The 23,899-nt window shown below is 69.6% G+C and carries 25 protein-coding genes and 1 pseudogene; 6 read left to right on the forward strand and 20 right to left on the reverse strand.

The window, feature by feature from the left end; genetic code table 11:
• Position 1 precedes the first annotated feature (1 nt).
• Entirely contained in the window at positions 2 to 706 is a 705-nt protein-coding gene (locus BHQ18_RS07330) for a sirohydrochlorin chelatase (protein WP_069412930.1), read from the forward strand.
• Between the two features lie 2 nt (positions 707 to 708).
• Here BHQ18_RS07330 and BHQ18_RS07335 read toward each other — a convergent pair whose 3' ends face one another.
• Positions 709 to 1,488: an acyl-CoA dehydrogenase family protein gene (locus tag BHQ18_RS07335; protein WP_084293926.1), complete on the reverse strand. Its 780-nt coding sequence runs from the start codon at positions 1,486 to 1,488 to the stop codon at positions 709 to 711.
• A 36-nt stretch (positions 1,489 to 1,524) separates the two neighbouring features.
• On the opposite strand from BHQ18_RS07335, the gene BHQ18_RS30055 reads away from it, so the two are divergent.
• Positions 1,525 to 1,701 (forward strand): hypothetical protein, encoded by a 177-nt coding sequence (locus tag BHQ18_RS30055; protein ID WP_165614541.1) that lies wholly within the window; start codon positions 1,525 to 1,527, stop codon positions 1,699 to 1,701.
• Here the strand turns inward: BHQ18_RS30055 and BHQ18_RS30905 are convergent.
• The 7 genes and pseudogenes from BHQ18_RS30905 to BHQ18_RS07360 all read right to left on the reverse strand — a co-directional run.
• Positions 1,623 to 1,895, reverse strand: a pseudogene (locus BHQ18_RS30905) (oxidoreductase); the annotation flags it as partial. The gene BHQ18_RS30055 and the pseudogene BHQ18_RS30905 overlap by 79 nt on opposite strands.
• 84 nt (positions 1,896 to 1,979) lie before the next feature.
• Positions 1,980 to 3,038, reverse strand: a complete 1,059-nt coding sequence (locus tag BHQ18_RS07340; protein ID WP_069412931.1) for a sulfate/molybdate ABC transporter ATP-binding protein — start codon at positions 3,036 to 3,038, stop codon at positions 1,980 to 1,982.
• Between the two features lie 17 nt (positions 3,039 to 3,055).
• Positions 3,056 to 3,868: a sulfate ABC transporter permease subunit CysW gene (cysW, locus tag BHQ18_RS07345; RefSeq protein ID WP_069412932.1), complete on the reverse strand. Its 813-nt coding sequence runs from the start codon at positions 3,866 to 3,868 to the stop codon at positions 3,056 to 3,058.
• The gene (gene cysT, locus BHQ18_RS07350; RefSeq protein WP_069412933.1) at positions 3,865 to 4,731 is read right to left on the reverse strand and encodes a sulfate ABC transporter permease subunit CysT; all 867 of its coding nucleotides are present in this window, start codon (positions 4,729 to 4,731) and stop codon (positions 3,865 to 3,867) included. Before cysT ends, cysW begins: the two co-directional genes overlap by 4 nt.
• Positions 4,728 to 5,741 carry a sulfate ABC transporter substrate-binding protein gene (locus BHQ18_RS07355; RefSeq protein WP_069412934.1) on the reverse strand — a complete coding sequence of 338 codons (1,014 nt, stop codon included), beginning with the start codon at positions 5,739 to 5,741 and terminating at the stop codon, positions 4,728 to 4,730. Before BHQ18_RS07355 ends, cysT begins: the two co-directional genes overlap by 4 nt.
• Before the next feature lie 130 nt (positions 5,742 to 5,871).
• Complete coding sequence (locus BHQ18_RS30910; protein ID WP_353378917.1) at positions 5,872 to 5,964, reverse strand: Ms4533A family Cys-rich leader peptide; 93 nt, start codon at positions 5,962 to 5,964, stop codon at positions 5,872 to 5,874.
• Positions 5,965 to 6,101: 137 nt separating this feature from the next.
• The gene (locus tag BHQ18_RS07360; protein ID WP_069412935.1) at positions 6,102 to 6,299 is read right to left on the reverse strand and encodes a hypothetical protein; all 198 of its coding nucleotides are present in this window, start codon (positions 6,297 to 6,299) and stop codon (positions 6,102 to 6,104) included.
• An 11-nt stretch (positions 6,300 to 6,310) separates the two neighbouring features.
• On the opposite strand from BHQ18_RS07360, the gene BHQ18_RS07365 reads away from it, so the two are divergent.
• Positions 6,311 to 7,549, forward strand: coding sequence for an FAD-dependent oxidoreductase (locus BHQ18_RS07365; RefSeq protein WP_069412936.1), 1,239 nt, complete (start codon positions 6,311 to 6,313; stop codon positions 7,547 to 7,549).
• Between the two features lie 56 nt (positions 7,550 to 7,605).
• Positions 7,606 to 9,642 carry a glycoside hydrolase family 15 protein gene (locus BHQ18_RS07370; RefSeq protein WP_109789214.1) on the forward strand — a complete coding sequence of 679 codons (2,037 nt, stop codon included), beginning with the start codon at positions 7,606 to 7,608 and terminating at the stop codon, positions 9,640 to 9,642.
• Positions 9,643 to 9,741: 99 nt separating this feature from the next.
• Here BHQ18_RS07370 and BHQ18_RS07375 read toward each other — a convergent pair whose 3' ends face one another.
• The 7 genes from BHQ18_RS07375 to lepA form a co-directional block, all read right to left on the reverse strand.
• On the reverse strand, positions 9,742 to 10,788 hold the full coding sequence (locus BHQ18_RS07375) for a uroporphyrinogen decarboxylase/cobalamine-independent methonine synthase family protein (protein WP_069412937.1): 1,047 nt from the start codon (positions 10,786 to 10,788) through the stop codon (positions 9,742 to 9,744).
• A gap of 23 nt (positions 10,789 to 10,811) precedes the next feature.
• On the reverse strand, positions 10,812 to 12,044 hold the full coding sequence (locus BHQ18_RS07380) for an acyl-CoA dehydrogenase family protein (RefSeq protein WP_069412938.1): 1,233 nt from the start codon (positions 12,042 to 12,044) through the stop codon (positions 10,812 to 10,814).
• A 42-nt stretch (positions 12,045 to 12,086) separates the two neighbouring features.
• Positions 12,087 to 13,043, reverse strand: coding sequence for a LysR family transcriptional regulator (locus BHQ18_RS07385; RefSeq protein WP_069412939.1), 957 nt, complete (start codon positions 13,041 to 13,043; stop codon positions 12,087 to 12,089).
• Positions 13,044 to 13,097: 54 nt separating this feature from the next.
• Complete coding sequence (locus tag BHQ18_RS07390; RefSeq protein ID WP_069412940.1) at positions 13,098 to 14,081, reverse strand: isopenicillin N synthase family dioxygenase; 984 nt, start codon at positions 14,079 to 14,081, stop codon at positions 13,098 to 13,100.
• Positions 14,082 to 14,163: 82 nt separating this feature from the next.
• On the reverse strand, positions 14,164 to 14,865 hold the full coding sequence (locus BHQ18_RS07395; RefSeq protein ID WP_069413037.1) for a sensor domain-containing protein: 702 nt from the start codon (positions 14,863 to 14,865) through the stop codon (positions 14,164 to 14,166).
• A gap of 63 nt (positions 14,866 to 14,928) precedes the next feature.
• Positions 14,929 to 15,651: a sensor domain-containing protein gene (locus tag BHQ18_RS07400; protein ID WP_069412941.1), complete on the reverse strand. Its 723-nt coding sequence runs from the start codon at positions 15,649 to 15,651 to the stop codon at positions 14,929 to 14,931.
• Between the two features lie 9 nt (positions 15,652 to 15,660).
• Positions 15,661 to 17,553, reverse strand: coding sequence for a translation elongation factor 4 (lepA, locus tag BHQ18_RS07405; protein ID WP_069413038.1), 1,893 nt, complete (start codon positions 17,551 to 17,553; stop codon positions 15,661 to 15,663).
• Between the two features lie 42 nt (positions 17,554 to 17,595).
• Between lepA and BHQ18_RS07410 the strand changes: the two genes are divergently transcribed.
• The gene (locus BHQ18_RS07410; protein ID WP_069412942.1) at positions 17,596 to 18,198 is read left to right on the forward strand and encodes a type II toxin-antitoxin system PemK/MazF family toxin; all 603 of its coding nucleotides are present in this window, start codon (positions 17,596 to 17,598) and stop codon (positions 18,196 to 18,198) included.
• 95 nt (positions 18,199 to 18,293) lie between these two features.
• Here the strand turns inward: BHQ18_RS07410 and BHQ18_RS07415 are convergent, their stop codons facing one another.
• Both BHQ18_RS07415 and BHQ18_RS07420 read right to left on the reverse strand, forming a co-directional pair.
• Positions 18,294 to 18,899, reverse strand: a complete 606-nt coding sequence (locus tag BHQ18_RS07415) for a GNAT family N-acetyltransferase (protein WP_069412943.1) — start codon at positions 18,897 to 18,899, stop codon at positions 18,294 to 18,296.
• Entirely contained in the window at positions 18,892 to 19,320 is a 429-nt protein-coding gene (locus tag BHQ18_RS07420; protein WP_069413039.1) for a CBS domain-containing protein, read from the reverse strand. Before BHQ18_RS07420 ends, BHQ18_RS07415 begins: the two co-directional genes overlap by 8 nt.
• Before the next feature lie 132 nt (positions 19,321 to 19,452).
• On the opposite strand from BHQ18_RS07420, the gene BHQ18_RS07425 reads away from it, so the two are divergent.
• Positions 19,453 to 20,307: a ribonuclease Z gene (locus BHQ18_RS07425; protein ID WP_069412944.1), complete on the forward strand. Its 855-nt coding sequence runs from the start codon at positions 19,453 to 19,455 to the stop codon at positions 20,305 to 20,307.
• 6 nt (positions 20,308 to 20,313) lie between these two features.
• On the opposite strand, the gene BHQ18_RS07430 is transcribed toward BHQ18_RS07425, so the two are convergent.
• The 3 genes from BHQ18_RS07430 to BHQ18_RS07440 are packed head-to-tail and all read right to left on the reverse strand — an operon-like array spanning position 20,314 to position 23,796.
• Entirely contained in the window at positions 20,314 to 21,153 is an 840-nt protein-coding gene (locus tag BHQ18_RS07430; protein ID WP_069412945.1) for a transglutaminase family protein, read from the reverse strand.
• Positions 21,153 to 22,127, reverse strand: coding sequence for an alpha-E domain-containing protein (locus tag BHQ18_RS07435; RefSeq protein WP_069412946.1), 975 nt, complete (start codon positions 22,125 to 22,127; stop codon positions 21,153 to 21,155). Before BHQ18_RS07435 ends, BHQ18_RS07430 begins: the two co-directional genes overlap by 1 nt.
• Positions 22,128 to 22,140: 13 nt before the next feature.
• Positions 22,141 to 23,796, reverse strand: a complete 1,656-nt coding sequence (locus BHQ18_RS07440; protein WP_372516632.1) for a circularly permuted type 2 ATP-grasp protein — start codon at positions 23,794 to 23,796, stop codon at positions 22,141 to 22,143.
• Between the last annotated feature and the right edge of the window lie 103 nt (positions 23,797 to 23,899).

The raw sequence follows: 23,899 nt of genomic DNA on the forward strand, positions 1-23,899 counted from the left end.
CGTGACGCTGGTGCTCACCGCGCACGGCAGCGCCGACCCACGCTCGGCGGCGGTCACCCACGCGGTGGCGGGCCGGATCCGCCGGCTGCGGCCGTGGCTCGACGTCCGTGCGGCGTTCCTCGAACAGACCGGACCGGACCTGGGTGAGGTGCTGCGCGGGCTGGACGGCCCCGCCGTGGTGGTCCCGTTCCTGTTGGCCAGTGCCTTTCACGCGCGCATCGACATCCCCGCGGTGATCGAGGAGTCGCGCGCGGTGGTCGACCGTGCCGAGGTGCTCGGCGAGGATCCCGCGCTGTTGACCGTGCTGCGTCAGCGGCTGACCGAGACCGGGGTCTCCCCCGACGACGACGACCTCGGCGTGCTGGTCGTCGCGGTGGGCTCGTCGCACCCGGCCGCCAACGCCAGGACTGCGACCGTCGCCCAGCATCTGTCGCGGGGAACCCGATGGGCGGCAACCGAAGTCGCGTTCGCCACCGGACCGTACGCCGGTGTCGCCGAGGCCGCCGACCGGCTGCGGGCCCGCGGGGCCGAGCGGTTGGTCATTGCCCCCTGGTTCCTGGCGCACGGTCGGATCACCGACCGGGTCGCCAGTTATGCAGCGGCGCAGTCGATTCCGATGTCCGAGCCGCTCGGTTCGCACAACCTGGTGGCCGCGACGGTGCTGGACCGCTACGACGCGGTGACGGCCGTCGACGTCGCCGCCTGACCTCACACGACCGGGCTGATCTGCTCGGCCACCCCGAGCAGCGACTTACCGAACACCTCGTATCCCACGGCCGCGTTCAGCCCGGCATGCCTGGCCATGACGTTCGCGTCGCGCCAGAACCGTTGCAGCGGGTGGGCTTCGGCGAAGGATCCGGCACCGTGCACATCGAGCAGCATCTGGATGGAGTCGAGGATCTGGCGGCTCGCATACCCCGCGGCGGCCCGCATCCGCGCGCGGTCGGCGTAGTCGACCGGCTGACGGGCGGTGGTCGCGGCGTCCATTTCGTCGGCGATCCGGTAGGCGTGCATCCGGGCGGTGTCGACCTTCAGAGCCGCCTCGGCGATCTGCACCTGGACCCCGACCGATTCGCTCTGCCGGGTGTAGACCGTGTGATGGATCCCCTTCGTCGCCGCCTTGGCGACGGTGTGCTCCAACGCCGCCTTCGCCAGACCCAGCAGCGGGCCCAGGATGACCACCGTCGAGAACGCCCCGACCGGCAGCCGGTAGATGGGTTCGCTGAGGGGCGGTTCGGCACCGATGACGGCGCTCAGCGGAAGTAGCCGGTGCTCGGGCACGAACACGTCCTCGGCCACCCAGGTGTGGCTGCCGGTTCCGCGCATGCCGACGGTGCGCCAGTTCTCGTCGAGCACAAGGTCTGTCCGGGGCACCAGCGCGAAGTACTGCTCGGCCGGCGCCGTATCGGCCTCGACCGTGACGCCGACCGCAGCCCAGTCGGCATGCGGCGACCCCGACGCGTAGGACCAGCGGCCGCTGAACCGCACCCCGCCGTCGACCCGGCGACCGTCGCCGGATCACCGGTGGCCGTGATCCTGACATCCGGGGTGTCCGCGAAGACCTCCTCCTGCGCGCGATCGCCGGTGAGGGCGGCCGCCCAGGAACCGCCGGCGCCGATGCAGACCACCCACGCCGCCGACCCGTCGGCGACGCCCAGCGTTTCGGTGACCTCCACCAGCGTGCGGACCGACACCGCGTAACCGCCGAAGCGACGCGGGGCGAACAGCCGGAACAGACCGGCACCGGTCAACGCATCGATCACCTCGTCGGCCTGCCGCCGATCGGCCTCCCCGTGCGCAGCGAACCGGGCCAGCACCGGCTGCAGTTGCTGTGCCCGGCTTACCAATTCGGCCCGGCTCGGAATGTCGGTGCTCGTCGTCATCGCATCTCCCATCGCGGTCGTCCCCTCCTCAGAGAGGTAAACGACCACGCGGCGGGATCGCCTCACCGGTGTGACGACGCTCACGCGACGCCGTTCTCAGGCGTTGGTCAGAGCCCCGTCGTCGTCGGCGCTGTCGCTGTGCGGGATGTCGGTCCCGCCGGGCAACTGCGGCACTCGGGTGGCGCGCACGTAGACCGTGTCGCCCTCCTTGAGCGCGAGTGCCTCGGCGTCGCCGCGGGTGATCTGCGCGGTGAACGACGTGTGATCGGTGGCGCTGGTCAGTTCCACGCGAACCTCGAAGCCCAGCATGACGATCCGGTTGACCGTCGCGCGCAGCACACCGGTGGCCTGGATCGAGTCGTCGGACGAGGCGATGGCCATGTCGGGTGTGCGTCCGACCCGGATGTCGTGCGGGCGCACCAGCGACCCGTTGAGGGAGGACACCGCGCCGAGAAACGACATCACGAACGCGTTGGCCGGGGCGTCGTACACCTCTTCGGGTGTGCCGACCTGCTCGATGCGCCCCTTGTTCAGCACCGCGATGCGGTCGGCGACGTCGAGCGCCTCGGACTGGTCGTGGGTGACCAGCACCGTGGTGACGTGCACCTCGTCGTGCAACCGGCGCAGCCAGGCCCGCAGGTCCTCACGCACCTTGGCGTCGAGCGCGCCGAACGGCTCGTCGAGCAGCAGCACCTGCGGGTCGACGGCCAGCGCGCGGGCCAGCGCCATGCGCTGGCGCTGCCCGCCGGAGAGCTGGTTGGGGTAGCGGGTCTGAAAACCGGCCAGCCCCACCACTTCCAGCAGGTTGTCGACCTTCTCGGTGATCTCGGCCTTGGGCCGCTTGCGGATCTTGAGCCCGAACGCGACGTTGTCGCGCACGGTCAGGTGTTTGAACGCCGCGTAGTGCTGGAACACGAAGCCGATACCGCGGCGCTGCGGCGGCACGTCGGTGACGTCGCGGCCGTTGATCGTGATGGTGCCGGTGTCGGGCTGGTCCAGCCCGGCGATGGCGCGCAGCAGTGTCGACTTGCCCGAGCCGCTGGGCCCCAGCAGGGCGGTCAGCGAACCCGACGGCACCTCGAAGTCGACGTCGTCGAGTGCGGCGAACTCACCGTAGCGCTTGTTGGCGCCCCGCACGACGATCGCATCGGTCATGTCTGTTCTCCCTGAACCTATTTGCTCGCCCGCGCCCGTCGGGCGTCGAGCACCACCTGCGCGATCAGCACCACCACCGCCACCGTCATCAACAGCGTCGACACCGCGTACGCGCCGTACTCGGCGCCGCGGGCGTACCGGTCCGACACCAGCAGGGTCAGCGTCTGAGACGTGCCCGGCAGGTTGGACGACACCATCAGCACCGCGCCGTATTCGCCGAGCGTGCGCGCGATCGTCAACACGATGCCGTACGTCAGACCCCAGCGGATCGACGGCAGCGTGATCCGCCAGAACGTCTGCCACCACTGCGAACCCAGCGTCGCGGCGGCCTCCTCCATGTCGGTGCCGATCTCGTGCAGCACCGGTTCGACCTCGCGGATGACGAACGGCACGGTGACGAAGATGCTGGCCAGCACGATGCCCGGAATGCCGAAGATGATCTTGAACCCGAGGCTGTTCTCGACGAACCCGAACAGCCCCGCCGATCCCCACAGCAGGATCAGCGCGACACCGACCACCACCGGCGACACCGCGAACGGCAGATCGATCACCGCCTGCAACGCACTCTTGCCGCGGAACTTGTTGCGCGCCAACACCAGCGCTGTCGGCACGCCGAACAGCACGTTGAGCGGCACCACGATCGCCACCACCAGCAGCGACAGGTTCAGCGCCGAGATCGCGGCCGGCGTCGTGATCGACTCGACGAACGCACCGAACCCGGGGGCGAACGTGCGCCACAGGATCAGGCCCACCGGCACCACGACCAGGATCACGATGTAGGCCAGCGCGACGTAACGCAGCAGGTGCTTCACGACCGGCGACGGTGTCACTGCGCCAGTTCCTCCCGCTTGGCCGCCCGCGACCCGATCGCCCGCAGGATGAACAACACGACGAACGAGATCAACAGCAGCACAATGGAGATCGCCGCCGCGCCGGTGCGGTCGTCGTTCTCGATCAGCGTCCGGATCCACTGCGAGGACACCTCGGTCTCACCGGGCACCGCACCACCGATGAGCACCACCGAACCGAACTCGCCGATCGCCCGCGAGAACGCCAACCCGGCGCCGGACAGCAGCGCGGGCAGCAGCGCAGGCAGGACCACCCTGGTGAAGATCACCCGGTTGCTGGCGCCCAGTGACGCCGCGGCCTCCTCGACCTCGCGGTCGAGTTCGAGCAGCACCGGTTGCACCGAACGCACCACGAACGGCAGCGTGACGAACAGCAGCGCCACCCCGATCCCCCACTTGGTGTGCTGCAGGTGCAGGCCGACGGGGCTGGCCGGGCCGTAGAGCGCCAGCATCACCAGGCTGGCCACGATCGTCGGCAGCGCGAACGGCAGGTCGATGACCGAGTCGACCAGCCGCCTGCCCGGGAAGTCGTCGCGGGTCAGCACCCACGCCACCAACAGGCCGAACACCATGTTGACCGCGGTCACCCCGAACGACACCGTCAGCGTCACCCGGAACGACTCGACCGCGGCGTTCGAGGTGACCGCCGCCCAGAACGCCTGCCAGCCGCCGCCGGCGGCCTGCCAGAGGATCGCCGCCAGCGGCAGCAGCACGATCAGGCTCAGCCAGATCGACGCGGCTCCCACGCGCAGCGAGGTGGTGCCGTGGCGGCGGCCCAGGAAAGCGGACGCCCGGCCCGGCTCACCGTCGGTGAAGTCGGGCCGGGCTGCCAGCGAAGAGGTCATCCGGTCGCCTGGGTGTAGATCTTGGTGATGGAACCGTTGTCCTTGTCGAACAGCGCGGGATCCACCTCGGCCCAGCCGCCGAGGTCGGCGATGGTCCACAGCTTGGCGGGGGCGGGGTACTTGTCCTTGAACTCCTCGAGCACGCCGGGGTCGACGGGCCGGAAACCGGCCTCGGCCCACAGTTTCTGGGCCTCCGGGGTGTACAGGAAGTTCTTCAGCGCGGTGGCCTTGTCCTGGTGCGTGCTGGTGGTCACGACGGCGACCGGGTTCTCGATCTTGAAGGTCTCCGGCGGGTTGACGTACTCGAGGTCGAAGTTCAGCGCCTCGTTCTCGTAGGCCAGCAGCACGTCGCCGCTGCCCTGGCGGAACACGTCGGTGGCCTCACGGCCCGAGCCGGGACGCAACTTGATGTGCTCGGTCACCAGTTCGGTGACATAGTCCAGACCGGCCTGCGGATCCTGGCCGCCCTTGCTGGCCCACGCGTACGGCGCCAGCAGGTTCCACTTGGCCGACCCCGAACTCAGCGGGCTGGGCGTGATGACCTCGACGCCGGGCTTGAGCAGGTCGCCCCAGTCCTTGATGCCCTTGGGGTTGCCGGGGCGCACCGCCAGCGACACCACCGAACCGAACGGGATGCCCTTGGTGGCGCCGGCGTTCCAGTCCTCGGTCACCTTGTCGGCCTTGACCAACCGGGTGATGTCGGGTTCGACGGAGAAGTTCACGATGTCGGCGGGCTTGCCGTCGACGACGGCGCGGGACTGATCACCGGAGGCGCCGTAGGACGTGGTGACCGCGACGCCCTTGCCTTCCGGGGTGGCGGCGAACGCGGGGATGACTTTGCTCCAGCCGGGTTCGGGCACCGCGTACGCGACGAGCGTCAGCGTGGTGTCGGCCTTTTCGCCGGCGGTGTCGCCGGCGACGTCGCTGGACCCGCCGCCGCACGCGGCCAGCAGGGTGGCGCTGGCGGCGAGTGCGGCGGCGACGCGCCAGGTGTTGCGAATGGTGACCATCGGGGACCTTTCCTGAAGGGACTTCGGTGTGAACGGGATGGAACCCGTCTCGACGGAAAGGCGTTGGATCAGCCCCTAAGGCGTGACCTCGACAGCCGTTACCGACACCAGACCGCGGACGGGTGAGGAGTCAGCGACAACAACAGACATCAGCGACGGCGGAAAAACCCACGGCAATGAGGGCCAGGATGTGGCCACTCTTGTTGCCGGACGCCGTTTGCATGGCGCGAATCGTAACAGAGCCGCAGCGACGTTCCCGTCCGAGCCTGCGGTCTCAGCGGGTGAACCACCACATGACGATGACCAGAACAACCAGGAAGACCAGCACCAGCGTCACCCGGGACCGCGGCATCCCGCCCCTCATCGTTCGATGTCCGAATCGTCGTGACGGACGCGGCGCACCAACTTGATTCCGTTGCCGAGCGCACCGTCGAGCACCATCGCGATGCCGTAGGCCAGCGCGAGCACGACGGGCATCACGACGGCGGTCTGAGCGATGAACGGCAGGCCGGTGAGCCACAGTTCGACGCCGTCCCACCAATTCAGGAAGCCGCCCACACCGCCACCCTATGCGATGCCAGAATGACCCCGTGCCGAGCGGACGGACCACAGCGTTGATCGCCGGAGGTGGCCCCGCAGGCGTCATGCTCGGGTTGCTGCTCGCCCGCGCCGGCGTCGACGTCACGGTGATGGAGAAGCACGCCGACTTCCTGCGCGATTTCCGCGGTGACACCGTCCACGCCAGCACCCTGCGGCTGCTCGACGAACTGGGGCTGGCCGACGAGTTCGCGCGTATCCCGCACCGCGAGATCGAGACGCTGCGAATGTCGGTGCAGGGCAGCGTGCTGGAGATGGATCTGCGTCGAATTCCCGGTCCGCACAAGCACATCGCGCTGGTTCCGCAGTGGGACTTCCTGGAGCTGCTGGCGTCGTCGGCCCAGCGCGAGCCGACGTTCACCCTGCTGCGCAGCACCGAGGTGCTGGGCCCGCTGCTCGACGGCGACACCGTGGTCGGGGTCCGCTACCGCGGCGGGAACGGCCAGATCGGCGAGATGCGCGCGACGCTGACCGTCGCCTGCGACGGCAGGTCGTCGACGCTGCGCACCGCGATGGGCCTCAAACCGCGCGACTTCGGCGTCCCGATGGACGTGTGGTGGTTTCGGGTGCCCCGCGAGGACGGCGACCCGGCGGGGCTGGCCGGCCAGATCGGCGCCGGCCACGTGTTGGCGGCCATCGACCGCGGCGACTACTTCCAGTGCGCGTACGTCATCCCGAAGGGCCGCGACGCCGAGTTGCGGGCGGCCGGCATCAGTGCGCTGCACCGGGGCGCGGCGGCGCTGGCGCCGTGGCTGGCCGACCGCGTGGCGACGGTGACGTCGTTCGACGACGTCAAACTGCTCGACGTGCAGCTCAACCGGCTGCGGCGGTGGTACACCCCCGGTCTGCTGCTGATCGGCGACGCCGCGCACGCGATGTCGCCGGTGGGCGGGGTCGGGATCAACCTCGCGGTGGCCGACGCCGTCGCGGCCGGCCGCCTCCTGGCCGGACCGTTGCGCGCGGGCACGCTGTCCACCCGGCACCTGGCCCGCCTGCAGCTGCGTCGCCTGGTGCCGACGATGCTGGTCCAGGCCGTGCAGCGGATGATCCACCGCAGGGTGATCGAGGTGGCGGTGACCTCGCCGGGAGAGGCGAGCGCGCCCCCGTTGATCCGCCTCGCCGGCCGGATTCCCGCGCTGCGCCGGGTGGCCGCCTACGGCGTGGCGATCGGGCCGTTGCCCGAGCACATCCCGGCGTTTGCCCGGCGCTGAGCTGACACGCCGCCGATGAGTGGACGACGAGCAGGTCGGCAGTCGATGATGTCGGCATGGTTTTGCAGCAAGCCGGACATTCGGACGGAACCCCGCAGTCAGGTGCCGCGTCGATGCCCGCGCCGTCGGTGGCCGCGAACAGCCCGCTGACCGTCACGGCGCCGACTCCGTACGCGCCGACCGGGGCGCTGCGCAACCCGTTCCCGCCGATCGCCGACTACGGGTTCCTGTCCGACTGCGAGAACACCTGCCTGATCTCGTCGGCCGGGTCGGTGGAGTGGCTGTGCGTGCCGCGGCCGGATTCACCCAGCGTGTTCGGCGCGATCCTGGACCGCGGCGCCGGCCACTTCCGGCTCGGCCCCTACGGGGTGTCGGTGCCGTCGGCGCGACGCTATCTGCCGGGCAGCCTGATCCTGGAGACCACCTGGCAGACCCACACCGGCTGGCTGATCGTGCGCGAGGCGCTGGTGATGGGTCCGTGGCATGACCTCGACGCCCGCTCACGCACCCACCGTCGCACCCCGATGGACTGGGACGCCGAGCACATCCTGCTGCGCACCGTGCGCTGCGTCAGCGGCACCGTCGAGCTGGTGATGAACTGCGAGCCGGCGTTCGACTACCACCGCATCCCGGCGACCTGGGAGTACTCGGCGCAGGCCTACGGCGAGGCGATCGCGCGGGCCAGCCGCGACGCCGACGCGCATCCGACGCTGCGGCTCACCACGAACCTGCGGCTGGGGCTGGAGGGCCATGAGGCGCGGGCCCGCACCCGGATGAAGGAGGGCGACAACGCGTTCGTCGCGCTGTCGTGGTCCAAGCATCCGGCGCCGCAGACCTACGACGAGGCCGCCGACAAGATGTGGCAGACCAGCGAAGCCTGGCGCCAGTGGATCAACGTCGGCGACTTCCCGGACCACCCGTGGCGGGCGTACCTGCAGCGCAGCGCGTTGACGTTGAAGGGGCTGACCTACTCCCCGACCGGCGCGCTGCTGGCCGCGCCGACCACGTCGCTGCCGGAAACCCCTCAGGGCGAACGTAACTGGGACTACCGCTACGCGTGGGTGCGGGACTCGACGTTCGCACTGTGGGGTCTGTACACGCTGGGGCTGGACCGCGAGGCCGACGACTTCTTCGCGTTCATCGCCGACGTGTCGGGCGCGAACAACGGTGAGCGCCACCCACTTCAGGTGATGTACGCCGTCGGCGGCGAACGCACGCTGGTCGAGGAGGAGCTGCCGCACCTGTCCGGCTACGACGGGGCCCGGCCGGTGCGCATCGGCAACGGCGCCTACAACCAGATGCAGCACGACATCTGGGGCACCATGCTCGATTCGGTGTACCTGCACGCCAAGTCGCGCGAGCAGATCTCCGACACGCTGTGGCCGGTGCTCAAGCAGCAGGTCGAAGAGGCGATCAAGCACTGGAAGGAGCCCGACCGCGGGATCTGGGAGGTCCGCGGCGACCCGCAGCACTTCACCAGCAGCAAGATCATGTGCTGGGTCGCGTTGGATCGCGGCTCGAAACTGGCCGAGTTCCAGGGCGAGAAGTCCTATGCCCAGCAGTGGCGCGCGATCGCCGAGGAGATCAAGGCCGACGTGCTCAAGCACGGCGTCGACAAGCGCGGGGTGCTGACCCAGCGCTACGGCGACGACGCGCTCGACGCGTCGCTGCTGCTCGCGGTGCTGACCCGCTTCCTGCCGCCCGAGGACCCGCGGGTGCGGGCGACGGTGCTGGCGATCGCCGACGAGCTCACCGAGGAAGGCCTGGTGCTGCGCTACCGCGTCGAGGAGACCGACGACGGGCTGTCCGGCGAGGAGGGCACGTTCACGATCTGCTCGTTCTGGTTGGTGTCGGCGTTGGTCGAGATCGGCGAGATCAGTCGGGCCAAGCATCTGTGTGAGCGGTTGCTGTCGTTCGCCAGCCCGCTGCACCTGTACGCCGAGGAGATCGAGCCGCGCACCGGCCGGCATCTGGGCAACTTCCCGCAGGCGTTCACCCATCTGGCGTTGATCAACGCGGTGGTGCACGTGATCCGCGCCGAGGAGGAGGCCGACAGCTCCGGGGTCTTCGTCCCGGCCAACGCCCCGATGTAGCTCACCTTTTCCTGCGCGAGCAGTCGCAAAGTGCCCTCATTTCGGCGGTTTTCAGGTCACTTTGCGTCTGCTCGGCGTGGACCAACTCGGCAGAAAAAGTCAGCCGGCCAGCGCCGGTTCGCGGGCCGCGGCGTAGTCGCTCCACGCGACGAGCACCGCTTCGAGCTGTTCGGCCGAATGCCGACCGAGCCCGCACTCGGTCGAGATCCCGAACTCCGGCAGGAACTCCGCGGCCAACGCGGCCCGCGTCCTGGCGCCGTCCGCGCCGTCCTCGGCGTGCAGCAGACCGAGGTAGATCTCGGTGTCGGCCTCCAGCGCCAGCCCGCTCAGCGGCTGCCAGTGCGCGCGGCGGTTCCACGCCGCGACCGTCGCCGCCTGGATCGCGTCGATGCGGCGCGGCACATGCCGCGACAACCCGTTGGCCAGCGTGACGATCGCCGACGCGTCGCGCGGCAGGATGTGCCGACCTCCGCGGGCGGCCGCCTCCTCGTCGGGCGGGTCGCCCATGAACGGCGAGGCACCGAACTTCGAATCGCCGTAGCACAGATGGAATGTCAGCTCCGCGTCGTCGTGCACCCAGGACGCCAGCCGCGCGGTCGCCGCGAAGATCGGCTCGAACCCGCCGTACGGGTTGGGGAACCAGCCCTCGATCGTCGCCAGCTCGGTCGGCAGATCCCACTGGATCGCCAGATCGCCGGGCGGGATCGCCTCCTGCAGCGCGGCGACGCTGTCCTTGAGCGCCTGCTCGTAGGCGTAGGCGACCTCCACCTGGGAGTCGAAGTGCGCGAACGAGTTCACCGCGTTGAACGGCGTCGGGATCGACACCAGGAAGCGGGACCCGTCGGCCAGCACACCGTCGCGGCGGGCGGCGGCGAAGCGGGCGTAGGACTCGGCGGCCACGCTGTGATAGTCCAGCGCCCCGAACGCCACCGACGTGCCGGCCCGCACCCGGGCCTTGCCGTCGACGACCTCGAGTGTCGGGTTGTCCAGGAAGTGCCCGGCCTGGGTGAGCACCCAGTTGGCCCGGTCGCCGGGCTCGCCGTCGGGAACACGGGTCACCCCCGGCTGCAACCGGGAACCGACCAGCCGGAACGCGTCGTCGACCGTCGCGATGTTGATGCTGCCGGTGAGGTAGAAGCCTGCCATGGTGAATCCTTCGCTAGGAGTGGTCAGAGAAGGACACCGAGCCGCGGCGGCTTGGTGCCGTGAAGCGTGTAATTGCCGAGGTGGACGTACTTCCACCGGGCCGGGTCGTGCAGCGAGTGCACCCGCACATTGCGCCAGTGCCGGTCCAGCGCATGCCCGCGGTCGGTGGCCGAGGCGCCCGCCAGTTCGAAGATGCCGCTGGCGATCTCGACCGCGAACTCCTGCGCGAGCGCCTTGGCCGCCGCCACCTTCAGCGACGCGGCCGCGGCCGCCTCGCGGGTCACCTCCGGGGCGGCCAGCGCCTCGTCGACCAGCGCGGCGCCCTGGGCCAGCAGCGCTTCCAGCGCGTACAGCCGGGCGGTGAGCTCACCGAAGCGACGCACCACGTGCGGTTCGTCGCCGGCGTTGTCGACGCCGGCCTCAAACCAGGGCCGCGACTTGGTTGTGACGAACCGCGCGCCGTCTTCCAGTGCGGCACGGGCGATTCCGATGTCGACCGCGGTGTGCAGCGCCTGGTCGAACGCGCCGAGGACCGCGGGCGGCGCGGTCACCGGGTCCGGGTCGGGCCCCTCGTCGATGACGAAGTCGGCGTCGACGGCGACGTTGTCGAACACCACCTCACCGCTGGCGGTCCCGCGCTGCCCGAAGGCCGACCACCGGTCCAGGTTCAACGTCACGCCGGGATCGGTGGGCCGCACGAACACCGTTGCGCCGTGCGGTGGTTCGGTGCCCGCTATGCGGGCGGCGACGGCGATCCAGGCGGCGCCGAGGGTTCCGGTGGCGTAGTACTTGGTGCCGTCGAGCCGCCAGGTGCCGTCACCCTGACGTGTGACGGTGGTCCGCCGCTCGGCGCTGGTTCGGGTGCCGCGCTCGACGGTGGCGTTGCCCAGTTGCGCACCGGCGAGCACGTCGCGGTAGATGCTCGGCGCCGGTTCGGTGTTCTCCAGCCCGCTGATCGCGTGGGTGAGCACGAAATGTGACAGCAGCAGCTGACCGACCGCCGAATCCGCCTGCGACAGAATGCGCAGCACTTCGACGGCGGTCGCCCGCGGCAGGTCCGGACCGCCGTGCGCGGCGGGCACGATGATGCCGAGCAGCCCGGATTCACCGATCTGGCGCAGTTGCTCCTGGGGCCAGACGCCGGTGAGTTCGCGCTCGACCGCGCCGGCCGCGATGTCCGCCGCGATCGACTGCGCGATGCGCAGCGCCTCATCCGGCGAAGTGAGGACGGGCGTGGTGCTCTCGGTGGTGGTCATGTTCAGCAACCTAAGTGGCTCGATGGTGCGGGGGAAGGCGGATCAAGCGACGCTGAAGGGGCGTTCAGCAACGCTGTACACGGGCTGCGAACAAAATTGGGCGCCCGCCGCGCGGGCCAGCGAGACGAAAGTGCCGAGCGGTGTGCTGGCCGCCGGTTCGTGTGCCGTCGCGATCGCGATGCGTCGCACCGGCCGTCGCCCCAGCACGCGGCGCAGCACGACATCCGGGTGCGCACCGCCGTACGCCGCCAGCGACGGCACCAGCGACACCCCGAGACCGGCGGCCACCAGACCCTGCACGGTGGAGTAGCCCTCGGCACGGAACGTCACCGAAGGAACGAAACCCGCCTGGCGGCAGGCCTGCTCGAACACCCGGACGTCGGGGCACACCCCGGTCTCGGTGCTCACGATCCACTGCTCGTCGGCGAGCGCGGCGAACGGCACCTCGGCCGCACCGGCCAGCCGGTGGCTCGCGGGCAGCACCACGTAGAACTCGTCGTCGTAGACGGGAACCCCGTGCAGCCGTGGGAACTCCGGCCGCTCGCCGGGGACTTCGGTGATCACCGCGGCGTCGACGTCGCCGGCGGCGAGCAGGCCCACCCCGTCGGCCGGGTCGGCCGCGACCAACTCGACGTCGACGTCGGGGCACAGCGCGCGGAACCGCGCGATCGCCGGCGGCAGGATGGTGGCGGCCGCGCTGGCGAACGAGGCGACGCGGATCGCGCCGGGCCGCGCGCTGCTCATCCGCGCCAGGTCCCGTTCGGCGGCGGCGATCGCGGGCAGGATCGCCTCGGCGTGCTCGAGCAGCCGGCTGCCCGCGGCGGTCGGTCGCGCCCCGTTGGGGCCGCGCACCAGAAGCGTCACGCCGATGTCGCGTTCCAGCGCCGTGATCTGTTGCGACACCGCCGATGTCGTGTAGTTCAGCGTCACCGCCGCCGACGACAGCGAGCCGCTGCGCACAACCTCCTGCAGCACCACCAGCCGGCGAACATCGAACACGGCCGAAATCTATCCGCGCCGGCGGCTCCCGCCGACAGTTGCGATCACCCCGAATCAATCAGTACGCGACAGCGTGATCCCGTGGTGCAGCGCGGCGACGTCGGGGTGCGCCCGGGTGCGCGACTTCCAGGCGTTCTCGCCGTACGTGTTGAAGATCGGGTTGTCCGGATCGGCTTCCACACCGCGCGACAGCGCCGCGAGCTCCGGCGGCAGCTCGATGATCGGGATCAGCGCATCGAGCGCCGGGTTGAGGAAGTACGGGATCGACACCCGGTCGGCGCCCGGCGGCGGCGCCAGCACCCGGTGCCGGGTGGCGCGCAGATAGCCGCCCGTCGCGACCTCGAGCAGTTCGCCGATGTTGACGATCAACGCGTCCGGCAGCGGCGGGACGTCGATCCACTCCCCCGCGGCGCCCTCGACCTGCAGCCCCCGCGAGCCGGGCTCGACCAGCAGCAGGGTCAGCACGCCGGAGTCCTTGTGGGCGCCCACCCCCTGCGAGGTGTCCGCGGTACCGGGATAGCGCACCACCTTGAGCAGCGTGGCGGGGCGGTCGGCGAACGCCGCGTCGAAGGTGTGCTCGGCGGCGCCCAGCGACACCGCCCAGTGCCGCAGCAGTCGCAGCCCGACGCCGGACAGCGTGTCGGTCCAGTCTTCGAACGCGTCCCGGAAACCCGCGGGAACCGTCGGCCACAGGTTCGGTCCCTGCAGCCGCCAGTACCCCTCGGCGCCGTCGATGACCGGCCGCTCCGGGCCGATGTCGATCTGTTCGCGCCAGTCGACCTCACCGTTGGTCAGCTCACCGCCGATGCGCGAATATCCGCGGAACTGCGGGCTTTTCAGCTGGCTGATCTCGTTCTTGACCGCGGAGGGCAACGCGAAGAAGTTCCGGGCCAGGGTCAGCACCCGCTGCATCTGCGCGCGCGAGACGCCGTGGCCGACGAGGTAGAAGAACCCCGCGTCGTGGGCCGCCTCGCGCAGGCGCGCACGGAAGCGGCCGGGTTCGGTGTCGGCCTCGGCCAGATCGAGTACCGGAAGCATGCGGCCATTGTGGGGCGCGACGGCCACGGCTGCCACCGCGGTTAACCGAGCGGACAGAGGTGTGAAGAAACCGTTGAACCGGCTACCGGGAGGCGTTGTCGACCATGCCGGCGGCGATCTCGGCCGCCTCCTCGCCGATCGTGTACCCGCACGCCCACGCCTCAGCGGTCAGGTTCGACACCACCGACAGCGCGTGCTGGCACGCCCAGCCTTCGGCGTCCTCCTGCGTGGTCACCTGGGTGATCAGCGTGTCCTCGGCTCGCAGCGCGTCGAGCGACCACAGATAGTCGTCGCCCGAACTTGTCACGACGACAGTCGAATCGCCGCAGTCTTCCCAGGCGACTTTCGATTCCTCGAAGAACTGCTGCGCCTCGTCGGCCGACGGGTAGAGCACCGCGGTCTGCTCGACCCAGTGGGCGTTGTCCTCGTCGGGTTCGCGGGCGACCTGGTCGCGCATGTCGGTCCACCCGCTGCCGGCGTACACCGGTTCCTCCGCACCGTAGATCGCGCCGAGGCAGGCGGGGTCGGAGACGAGGTCGGAATGGTCGGTCATCTCCTCGAGCTCGGCGGTCACCTGCATCGTCGTCGAGCCCATGATCCCGTTCACCTCCCCGATGCTCAGCAACACATCGTCGAGTTGGGACGCCTCGAGCGGCGGCACGTCGAGCCGGCCGGCGCCGTGACCACGCACCGCGGTCCCCGACACCGTGCTCACGCACCCGCTGAGCAGCGCCGATACCGCGAGGACGGCGCCCGCGGCAAGAACCCGGCGAACCGTACCGATGAAGGTCACCGCGTAATTGTGACCGACCCGTGGCAAATTCGGGCAGTGGCCGTCAATTCGGGGTCAGCGCACGCCGATCTTCTGCAGCATCAGGTTGGCCACCGCCACGGCATCGCGGGCCCCCGTCCCGTCCGGCCCGGCGGCGTCGCTGATCTCGACGTCGACCACGCAGTCCGCGGCCACACCGAGCGCGCGCTGGACCGTCGAACCGGCGTCCTGCATCACGACCGCCGACACGATCGACGAGTCGACCCCCACGTCGGTGATCCGGCTCGACCCGTCGCCGCCGCGCTCGGGCTGCCGCAATTCCAGGGTCTTGCCGTTGCAGCGGTGCCATTTGTCGGCCGAGGCGGCGAAGAACTGCTGCGCGGCGTCGGCGTCGGCGAACTGGACGACCCCGAAGAACCCGGTTGCGCTGGGGCCGTTGGCATCTCCGCCCGCCCACGACTGGCTGACCACCGACCGCACCGGAGCCGACTGGTAGACGACCTTCTGCAACTGGTAGCCGGTGCTGACACAGTCGGGCGGGCTCGCCTCGGCCTCGCGCACACCCTGCAGCAGCATGTCGGGACCACCCTCGACGAGCTGACCCATCAAGCCGGCCGCGCCGAACATCGAGGTCATCTCCTCGACCGTCGGCAACGCCTGATCCAGCGTGCGGTCCGGCGACGGCGCCACCGCCTCGGCGATCCGCACGACCGGCGGCTCACCGGCCGGGGACGCGCAGGCCGCCGCCAGGAGCGCGCACGCGCCCACCGCCGTCGTCACCGCAGCGCGCCTGCCCATCGGAGCGGACTACTTCTTGGCCTTGTCGGCGGCTGACGAGTCGGTGGACAGCGCGGCGACGAACGCCTCCTGCGGCACCTCGACGCGGCCGATGGTCTTCATCCGCTTCTTGCCTTCCTTCTGCTTCTCGAGCAGCTTGCGCTTGCGCGTGATGTCGCCGCCGTAGCACTTCGATAGCACGTCTTTGCGGATCGCGCGGATGTTTTCGCGAGCAATGATCTTCGAGCCGATCGCGGCCTGCACCGGAACCTCGAACTGCTGGCGCGGGATCAGCTCCTTGAGCTTGGTGGTCATCTTGTTGCCGTAGGCGTACGCCGACTCCTTGTGCACGATCGCACTGAACGCGTCCACCGGCTCGCCCTGCAGCAGGATGTCGACCTTGACCAGGTCGGCCTCCTGCTCACCGGCCTCCTCGTAGTCGAGGCTGGCGTAGCCGCGGGTGCGCGACTTCAGCGCGTCGAAGAAGTCGAAGATGATCTCGCCGAGCGGCATCGTGTAGCGCAGTTCGACGCGCTCGGGCGACAGGTAGTCCATGCCGCCCAGCTCGCCGCGCCGCGACTGGCACAGCTCCATGATCGTGCCGATGAACTCGCTGGGCGCGATGATCGTGACCTTGACGATCGGCTCCCACACGCTGCGGATCTTGCCGTCCGGCCAGTCCGACGGGTTGGTGACGACGATCTCGCTGCCGTCCTCCTGCAGCACGCGGTAAACCACGTTCGGTGAGGTGGAGATCAGGTCGAGGTTGAACTCGCGCTCGAGCCGCTCGCGGGTGATCTCCATGTGCAGCAGGCCCAGAAAGCCGCTGCGGAAACCGAATCCGAGCGCCACCGAGGTCTCCGGCTCGTAGGTCAGCGCGGCGTCGTTGAGCTGCAGCCGGTCCAGCGCGTCACGCAGGACCGGGTAGTCGGATCCGTCGACCGGGTACAGCCCGGAGTACACCATCGGCTTGGGTTCGCGGTAGCCGGTCAGCGGTTCGGCGGCGCCGTGGCGCACGGTGGTCACCGTGTCCCCGACCTTCGATTGCCGGACGTCCTTGACGCCGGTGATCAGGTAGCCGACCTCGCCGACGCCGAGCCCGTCGGACGCCTTCGGCTCGGGCGAGACGATGCCGACCTCGAGCAGTTCGTGCGTCGCCCCGGTGGACATCATCTTGATCTTCTCGCGCGGGTTCAGCTTGCCGTCGACGACGCGGACGTAGGTGACCACGCCGCGGTAGATGTCGTAGACCGAGTCGAAGATCATGGCGCGGGCGGGCGCGTCGGCGTCACCGACCGGCGGCGGGATGAGCCGCACCACCTCGTTGAGCAGCTCGGGAACGCCCGCGCCGGTCTTGCCCGACACGCGCAGCACGTCGGACGGTTCGCAGCCGATGATGTGGGCGAGTTCGCCGGCGTAGCGGTCGGGGTCGGCGGCGGGCAGGTCGATCTTGTTGAGCACCGGGATGATGGTCAGGTCGCGATCGAGCGCCAGGTACAGGTTGGCCAGCGTCTGGGCCTCGATCCCCTGCGCGGCGTCGACCAGCAGCACCGCGCCCTCGCAGGCCTCCAGCGCCCGCGACACCTCGTAGGTGAAGTCGACGTGCCCCGGCGTGTCGATCAGGTGCAGCACGAACTGCTCACCGTCGACTTCCCACGGCAGCCGCACGTTCTGCGCCTTGATCGTGATGCCGCGTTCGCGTTCGATGTCCATCCGGTCCAGGTACTGCGCGCGCATGTCGCGGTCGGCGACGACGCCGGTGATGCCCAGCATCCGGTCGGCCAACGTCGACTTGCCGTGGTCGATGTGCGCGATGATGCAGAAGTTCCGGATCTGCGCCGGCGGCGTGAATGTCCGGTCGGCGAAATTACTGATTGGGTTTCTCCTGGTAGACGTGTCCCGGGTTGCCAACAGCGTATCCAGGGAACGGCCCCGGCACACAATCGCGCCGGGTGCGGCTCGCTTATGCTCGAAAACATGGCTCCGCCCTGGAAATCGTTCCAAAGATTCGCGGAGAACCTGGTGTTCAACGAGGCGCCGAAGGTCATCCGCCAGATCGGCCGGTCCGAGGCCGTGCAGCGTGGCATCGCGCAGGGCATCAAGGTCGGCCTCGACGTCATCGCGGGCCCCCCGAAGCAGGAGGCCGCGGCGATCACCGCGGGCCGGCCCGTCACCAGCAACGCGGTCCCGACCGCGCACCGCGCCCGCAAGGTCGTCTACGCCCCGGACCTCGACGGCCGCGCCGACCCGGGCGAGATCGTGTGGACCTGGGTGGTCTACGAGGACGACCCGACGCAGGGCAAGGACCGGCCGGTGCTCGTCGTCGGGCGCGACCGCGAAACGCTGCTGGGTCTGATGCTGTCGAGTCGGGACCACCACCGCGACGACCCGGACTGGGTCGGCATCGGCACGGGTACCTGGGATTTCGAGGGCCGGGAGAGCTGGGTGCGGCTGGACCGGGTGCTCGACGTGCCCGAGGAGGGCATCCGCCGCGAGGGCGCGATCCTGGAACGGCACAAGTTCGAAGTCGTCGCCGCCCGCCTGCGCGCCGAATACTCCTGGAGCTGAAACCGGGCCAGCATTTGCGCGAACGTGCGCGTCTGTTCACGACACGCCGCCGCAAAACCGGCATTCGCGCACGCTCACGGCACCGCGACCGTGCCCTACCGTGGCCTCCGCCACATGGGCCACAGCGACGGACCGCCCTCCGGCAACCGAATCTCCCCGGTGACGGTGAACCCGAAGCGCTCGTAGTACGGGATGTTGTCCGGGTTGCTCGACTCCAGATACGCCGGCGCGTACTCGGCGTCGCAGCGGTCCAACCGCGACCGCATCAGTGCCTGACCGAAGCCGGTGCCGCGGACCGTCGGGTCGCTGCCGATCACCGCCAGATACCAGTGCGGCTCCTCGGGATGCTTCTCCTTCATCAGGTCCGAGACCAGCTGGCCGCGCTGCACATGCCTGCCGAACGCCCGGATGAACCCGGGCATCATCCGCAGCTCCTGCAGCCGGGACTGCTTCCATTTTCCCGGCGGGTCCCACAGCGCCGCCGCCCCGACGTGGTCACCGCCGGCGACCTCGGGGGCTCCGGTGCGCAGGTAGTGATGCCGGACCATGGTCGCGAACATCCGCGCGAGGGCCCGTTCCCGGGTGGCGTCGTCGGGCACCATCCACATCATCACCGGGTCGCGCTCGAAGGCACGCGCCAGCACCGCCCCCATCTGCCGCACGTCGCGCCGACGGGCGGCGCCCACCTGGATCTCAGCCACGCGTGATGTAGGCCTGCAACTGCTCCTGTTGGGTCTCGAGTTCCTCCATGCGGGTCTTGACCACGTCGCCGATGCTGACGATGCCCGCCAGCCTGCCGTTTTCCATAACCGGGACGTGTCGCACCCGGTTCGTCGTCATCAACGCGCTGAGGCTGTCGACCGAGTCGGTCGGCGCGCACGTCGCGACGAAGCTGGTCATGATCTCCGACACCGGTTGCCGGAGCAGGTCCGCGCCGCGGGAGTGCAGCGCGCGCACCACGTCGCGCTCCGAGACGATGCCGACCACCCCGTCCGGCGACACCACCACCATCGCGCCGATGTTATGCACGCTCAGCTCGGTCAGCAGCCCCGACACCGACGTCTCCGGCGTGATCGTGGCCACCGCAGCCCCTTTACCGCGCAACACATCGGCGATCCGCATCGAAGCCTCCCTCGTGATGTACGTCACAGGCTAGGTGGGTCGGCGACGAACCGGAAGGGCTTCGACGTTGCAACCCGGTCACACCGGGCCTTTGCGACGTATTCGACGCGGCCGTCAGGTATATGTGGGGCCATGATCGAGGTCACTTTGCTCGGCACCGGAAGCCCCATCCCCGACGCCCGGCGGGCCGGCCCGTCGACGCTGGTCCGCGCGGGCGGGCAGACGTTCCTGGTGGACTGCGGTCGCGGCGTACAGCAGCGGATGACCGCCGCCGGCGCCGCCGCCAACGGGCTCTCGGCGCTGCTGCTGACCCACCTGCACAGCGACCACATCGCCGACCTCGGCGACGTCATCATCACCCGCTGGGTCTCGACCTTCACCCCCGATCCGGCGCCGCTGCCGATCATCGGCCCGCCGGGCACCGCCGAGGTCGTCGACGCCACCCTCAAGGCGTTCGGCTTCGACATCGGGTACCGCATCGCCCACCACGCCGACCTGACCGGTCCGCCGCCGGTGCAGGTGTTCGAGTACACAGACGGCGAGGTGTGGAACAGCGACGGCGTGACGATCCGGGCCGCGCCCACCGACCACCGGCCCGTCGCGCCGACGATCGGGTTCCGCGTCGAGCACGCCGATGCCTCGGTGGTGCTGGCCGGCGACACCGTCCCCTGCGACACCCTCGACGAATTGGCCGCGGGCGCAGGTGCACTGGTGCACACCGTGATCCGCTCGGATCTGATCGACAAGATGCCGATGCAGCGCATCCGCGACATCTGCGATTACCACTCCTCGGTGGAGCAGGCCGCCGACACCGCGGCGCGCGCCGGTGTCGGGATCCTCATCCTCACCCACTACGTGCCCGGCATCGAACCCGGCCAGGAAGACGAGTGGCGTGCCCTGGCCGCCGAGCGTTTCGACCGCCAGATCGAGCTGGGCGACGACCTGCTGCGCGTCGAGGTCCATCCCGGCGTGTGCGGCAAGCGCTGAGAGCGCTCAGGCCAGCCGGGTGATCTCGACGACGACGTCGAGGTCGGTGGACCCCTCACCGGAGTAGATGCCCTTGAGCGGGCTGACATCCGAGTAGTCGCGGCCCACGCCGACGCTGACGTACTGCTCGTTGATCGCGGCGTCGTTGGTCGGGTCGTAGTTCCACCAACCGCCCGTCCAGGCCTGCACCCAGGCGTGGCTCTGCCCGTCGATGGTGTCCCCGACCACGGCGCTGCGATGCGGATGCAGATACCCCGACACGTATCGTGACGGAATCCCCATGGAGCGCAGCAGGATCAGCGTCAGGTGCGCGAAATCCTGGCAGACCCCCTTACCTTCGCGCAGGGCGTCGAGCCCCGACGAGTGCACGCCGGTGGTGCCCGCGACGTAGGCGAGTTCGCTGTGCACCCAGTTCGCCGCCGCGGTGACGGCCTCACGCGGCGTGTGGTCCTTGATGATCCGCTGGCCGACCCGCCGGATCCGCTTGCTGTCGGGGGTGTAGTGGGAGGGCGCGAGCACCTCGTCGAACCGGTCGACGACGGCCTCGGACTGCAGGTCCTCCCAGGTCACTTCGTCGTCGGGCATCTGGTCGGGATCGGTCTCGACCACCGACGACGACGTCACCTCCAGTTCGGTGTGCGGGGCGTGCAGGTCGAACGCGGTGACCGCGGTGCCCCAGTAGTCGACGTAGCGGTAGGACCGCGTGGCGGGGACCGTCTCCACCCGGTTGAGGATGACGTTCTGCCGGGAATCCGACCGCGGCGTCAAGCGCGCCTCGTTGAACGAAGCGGTCACCGGCGACTTGTAGGCATAACCGGTCGAGTGCACCACCCGCAGCCGCCACATCAGATTTCGCCTTCCTCGATGACCAGCGTCCCGTTGTGGCCGGCGTCGTGCCAGGCCACCCACGGCGCGGAGTGGAAGTACTGCAGCGCCAACGCTTCTCCGACATCGGCGCACGTCTTCTGCAGGTTGGCCAGCCGCTGCTCGAGTGATTCGAGCAGCACGCCCGGGCGCAGGAACTCCAGCTCGCTGCGTGCCCTGCCCAGCAGCCGCTGCGCTTCGGCGGTGGCGCCGAGCCGGCTGTGCGGCCGGTTCATCAGCTCGTCGAGGCTGTGCTCGGCCAGCCGCAGGGAGAAGAAGATCGACCTCGGGAACAACCGGTCCAGCAGCATGAACTCGACCACCCGGCCGGCGTCGAGCACCCCGCGGTAGGTCCGCAGATAGGTGTCGTGCGCGCCTGCCGAGCGCAGCAGCGTCACCCAGGCCGGCGACGACGCGCTGTCGCCCACCCGCGACAGCAGCAGCCGCACCGTCATGTCGACGCGTTCGATCGCGCGGCCCAGCACCATGAACCGGTACCCGTCGTCGCGGGACAGCGTCGAGTCGGCCAGCCCGGCGAACATCGCGGCCCGACCCTCGACGAACGACAAGAATTCGTGCGGGCCGAGCCTTTTGGCGGCCCGTTCCCGCTCGGCCAGCGCGTTGTACGTGGTGTTGAGGCACTCCCAGATCTCGGTGGAGGTGACTTCGCGTGCGCCGCGGGCATTTTCGCGTGCCGCGGAGATCGCGTCGACGATGGAGCCCTGCGTGCCCCGGCTGAACGCCACGATGTCGGTCAGCGACCACACGTCGAGGGGTTGGTCGTCGGGCGGTTCCATCCCCAGCACCCGCAGCAGTGTGCGCGACGCCTGGTCGGGGTCGACGCTGGAATCCTCCAGTAGCTGGTGCACGGTGACGTCGAGGATGCGCGCGGTGTCGTCGGCGCGTTCGACGTAACGGCCGATCCAGTACAACGATTCGGCGTTGCGGGCCAACATGTCAGATCACCGCCTACTGCTGCTGTTGGTCTTGGGTCTGCGAGTCCGAGCTCTCGGCCTTGGGTCCGCGCGCGGACTTCGGCAGCGACCGCACCACCTCGGCGGCGCCGAGTTCGCGGTCGGCGACCGAGGTGCGCGACGCCAGCACCCAGGTGTCCTTGGACCCACCGCCCTGGCTGGAGTTCACCACCAGCGAGCCCTCGGGCAGCGCGACGCGGGTCAGCCCGCCGGGCAGCACCCACACGTCGTCACCGTCGTTGACCGCGAACGGACGCAGGTCGACGTGCCGCGGCACCAGTTGGTCGCCGATCTGGGTCGGCACCGTCGACAGCTGCATCACCGGCTGCGCGATCCAGCCGCGCGGATCGTTGCGGATCTTCTTGGCGATCGTGGCCAGTTCCTTCTCCGAGGCGTCCGGCCCGAACACGATGCCGTACCCGCCGGACCCTTCGACCGGTTTGATCACCAGCTCGTCGATGCGGTCGAGGACCTCTTCGCGTTCGTCGTCGAGCCAGCAGCGCAGCGTGTCGACGTTGGCCAGCAACGGCTTCTCGCCGAGGTAGTACTCGATGATCGTCGGCACGTAGGTGTAGACGAGTTTGTCGTCGCCGACGCCGTTGCCGACGGCGCTGGAGATCACGACGTTGCCGGCGCGCGCGGCGTTGAGCAGCCCGGCCACCCCGAGCACCGAGTCGGGCCGGAACTGCATCGGATCCAGGAAGTCGTCGTCGATGCGGCGGTAGATGACGTCGACCTGCCGCTCGCCTTCGGTGGTGCGCATGTAGACGGCGTTGTCGCGGCAGAACAGGTCGCGGCCCTCGACCAGTTCCACGCCCATCTGCCGGGCCAGCAGCGAGTGCTCGAAGTACGCCGAGTTGTACACACCGGGGGTCAGCACGACGACGGTCGGGTCGGCGACGTTGTTGGCCGCGGCGTTGCGCAGCGACCGCAGCAGGTGCGACGAGTAGTCGCCGACCGCGCGCACCCGGTGGGTGGCGAACAGGTTCGGGAACACCCGCGCCATGGTGCGGCGGTTCTCCATCACATAGGACACCCCGGACGGGGAACGCAGGTTGTCCTCCAGGACCCGGAAGTCGCCCTTGGCGTCGCGGATCAGGTCGATGCCCGCGACATGGATGCGCACCCCGTTGGGTGGGGTGATGCCGACGGCCTCGCGGTGGAAGTGCTCACAGGAGGTGATCAGCCGGCGCGGGATGACGCCGTCGCGCAGGATCTCCTGCTCGCCGTAGATGTCGTCGAGGTACAGCTCGAGCGCCTTGACCCGCTGGATGATGCCGCGTTCGAGGCGCGTCCACTCGGCCGCCGAGATCACCCGCGGCACCAGGTCCAGCGGGAACGGCCGCTCCTGACCCGACAGCGAGAACGTGATGCCCTGGTCGACGAATGCGCGGCCCAACGCTTCGGCGCGGGCCTCGAGCTCGGAGGCGTCCGACGGGGCGAGCTCGGCGTAGATGCCCTTGTACGGGCCGCGGACGTTGCCCTGGCCGTCGAACATCTCGTCGAAGGCGTTTACGTAGCTACCCCGGTCGCTGTAACCGGCGAAGACACCGTCGTACCGCTTGGGCGCCTTGCCGTTGCCGCGGGACCGGGCGCTCGGGCTGGGGGCGGCGACATCCGCTGCCCGGGCGCGGGGCGTTCGCAGGCTCATCCCTGACATGCTGCAGCACTTCGGACGTTTCGGCAGGCCAGGAGAGTCACTTTGGGCATTTACCCACACCGCTGGTAACCTGAACCCTCGCTGCCCGGCTACC

This window comes from Mycolicibacterium flavescens (assembly GCF_001722335.1).
GTDB lineage: Bacteria > Actinomycetota > Actinomycetes > Mycobacteriales > Mycobacteriaceae > Mycobacterium > Mycobacterium flavescens.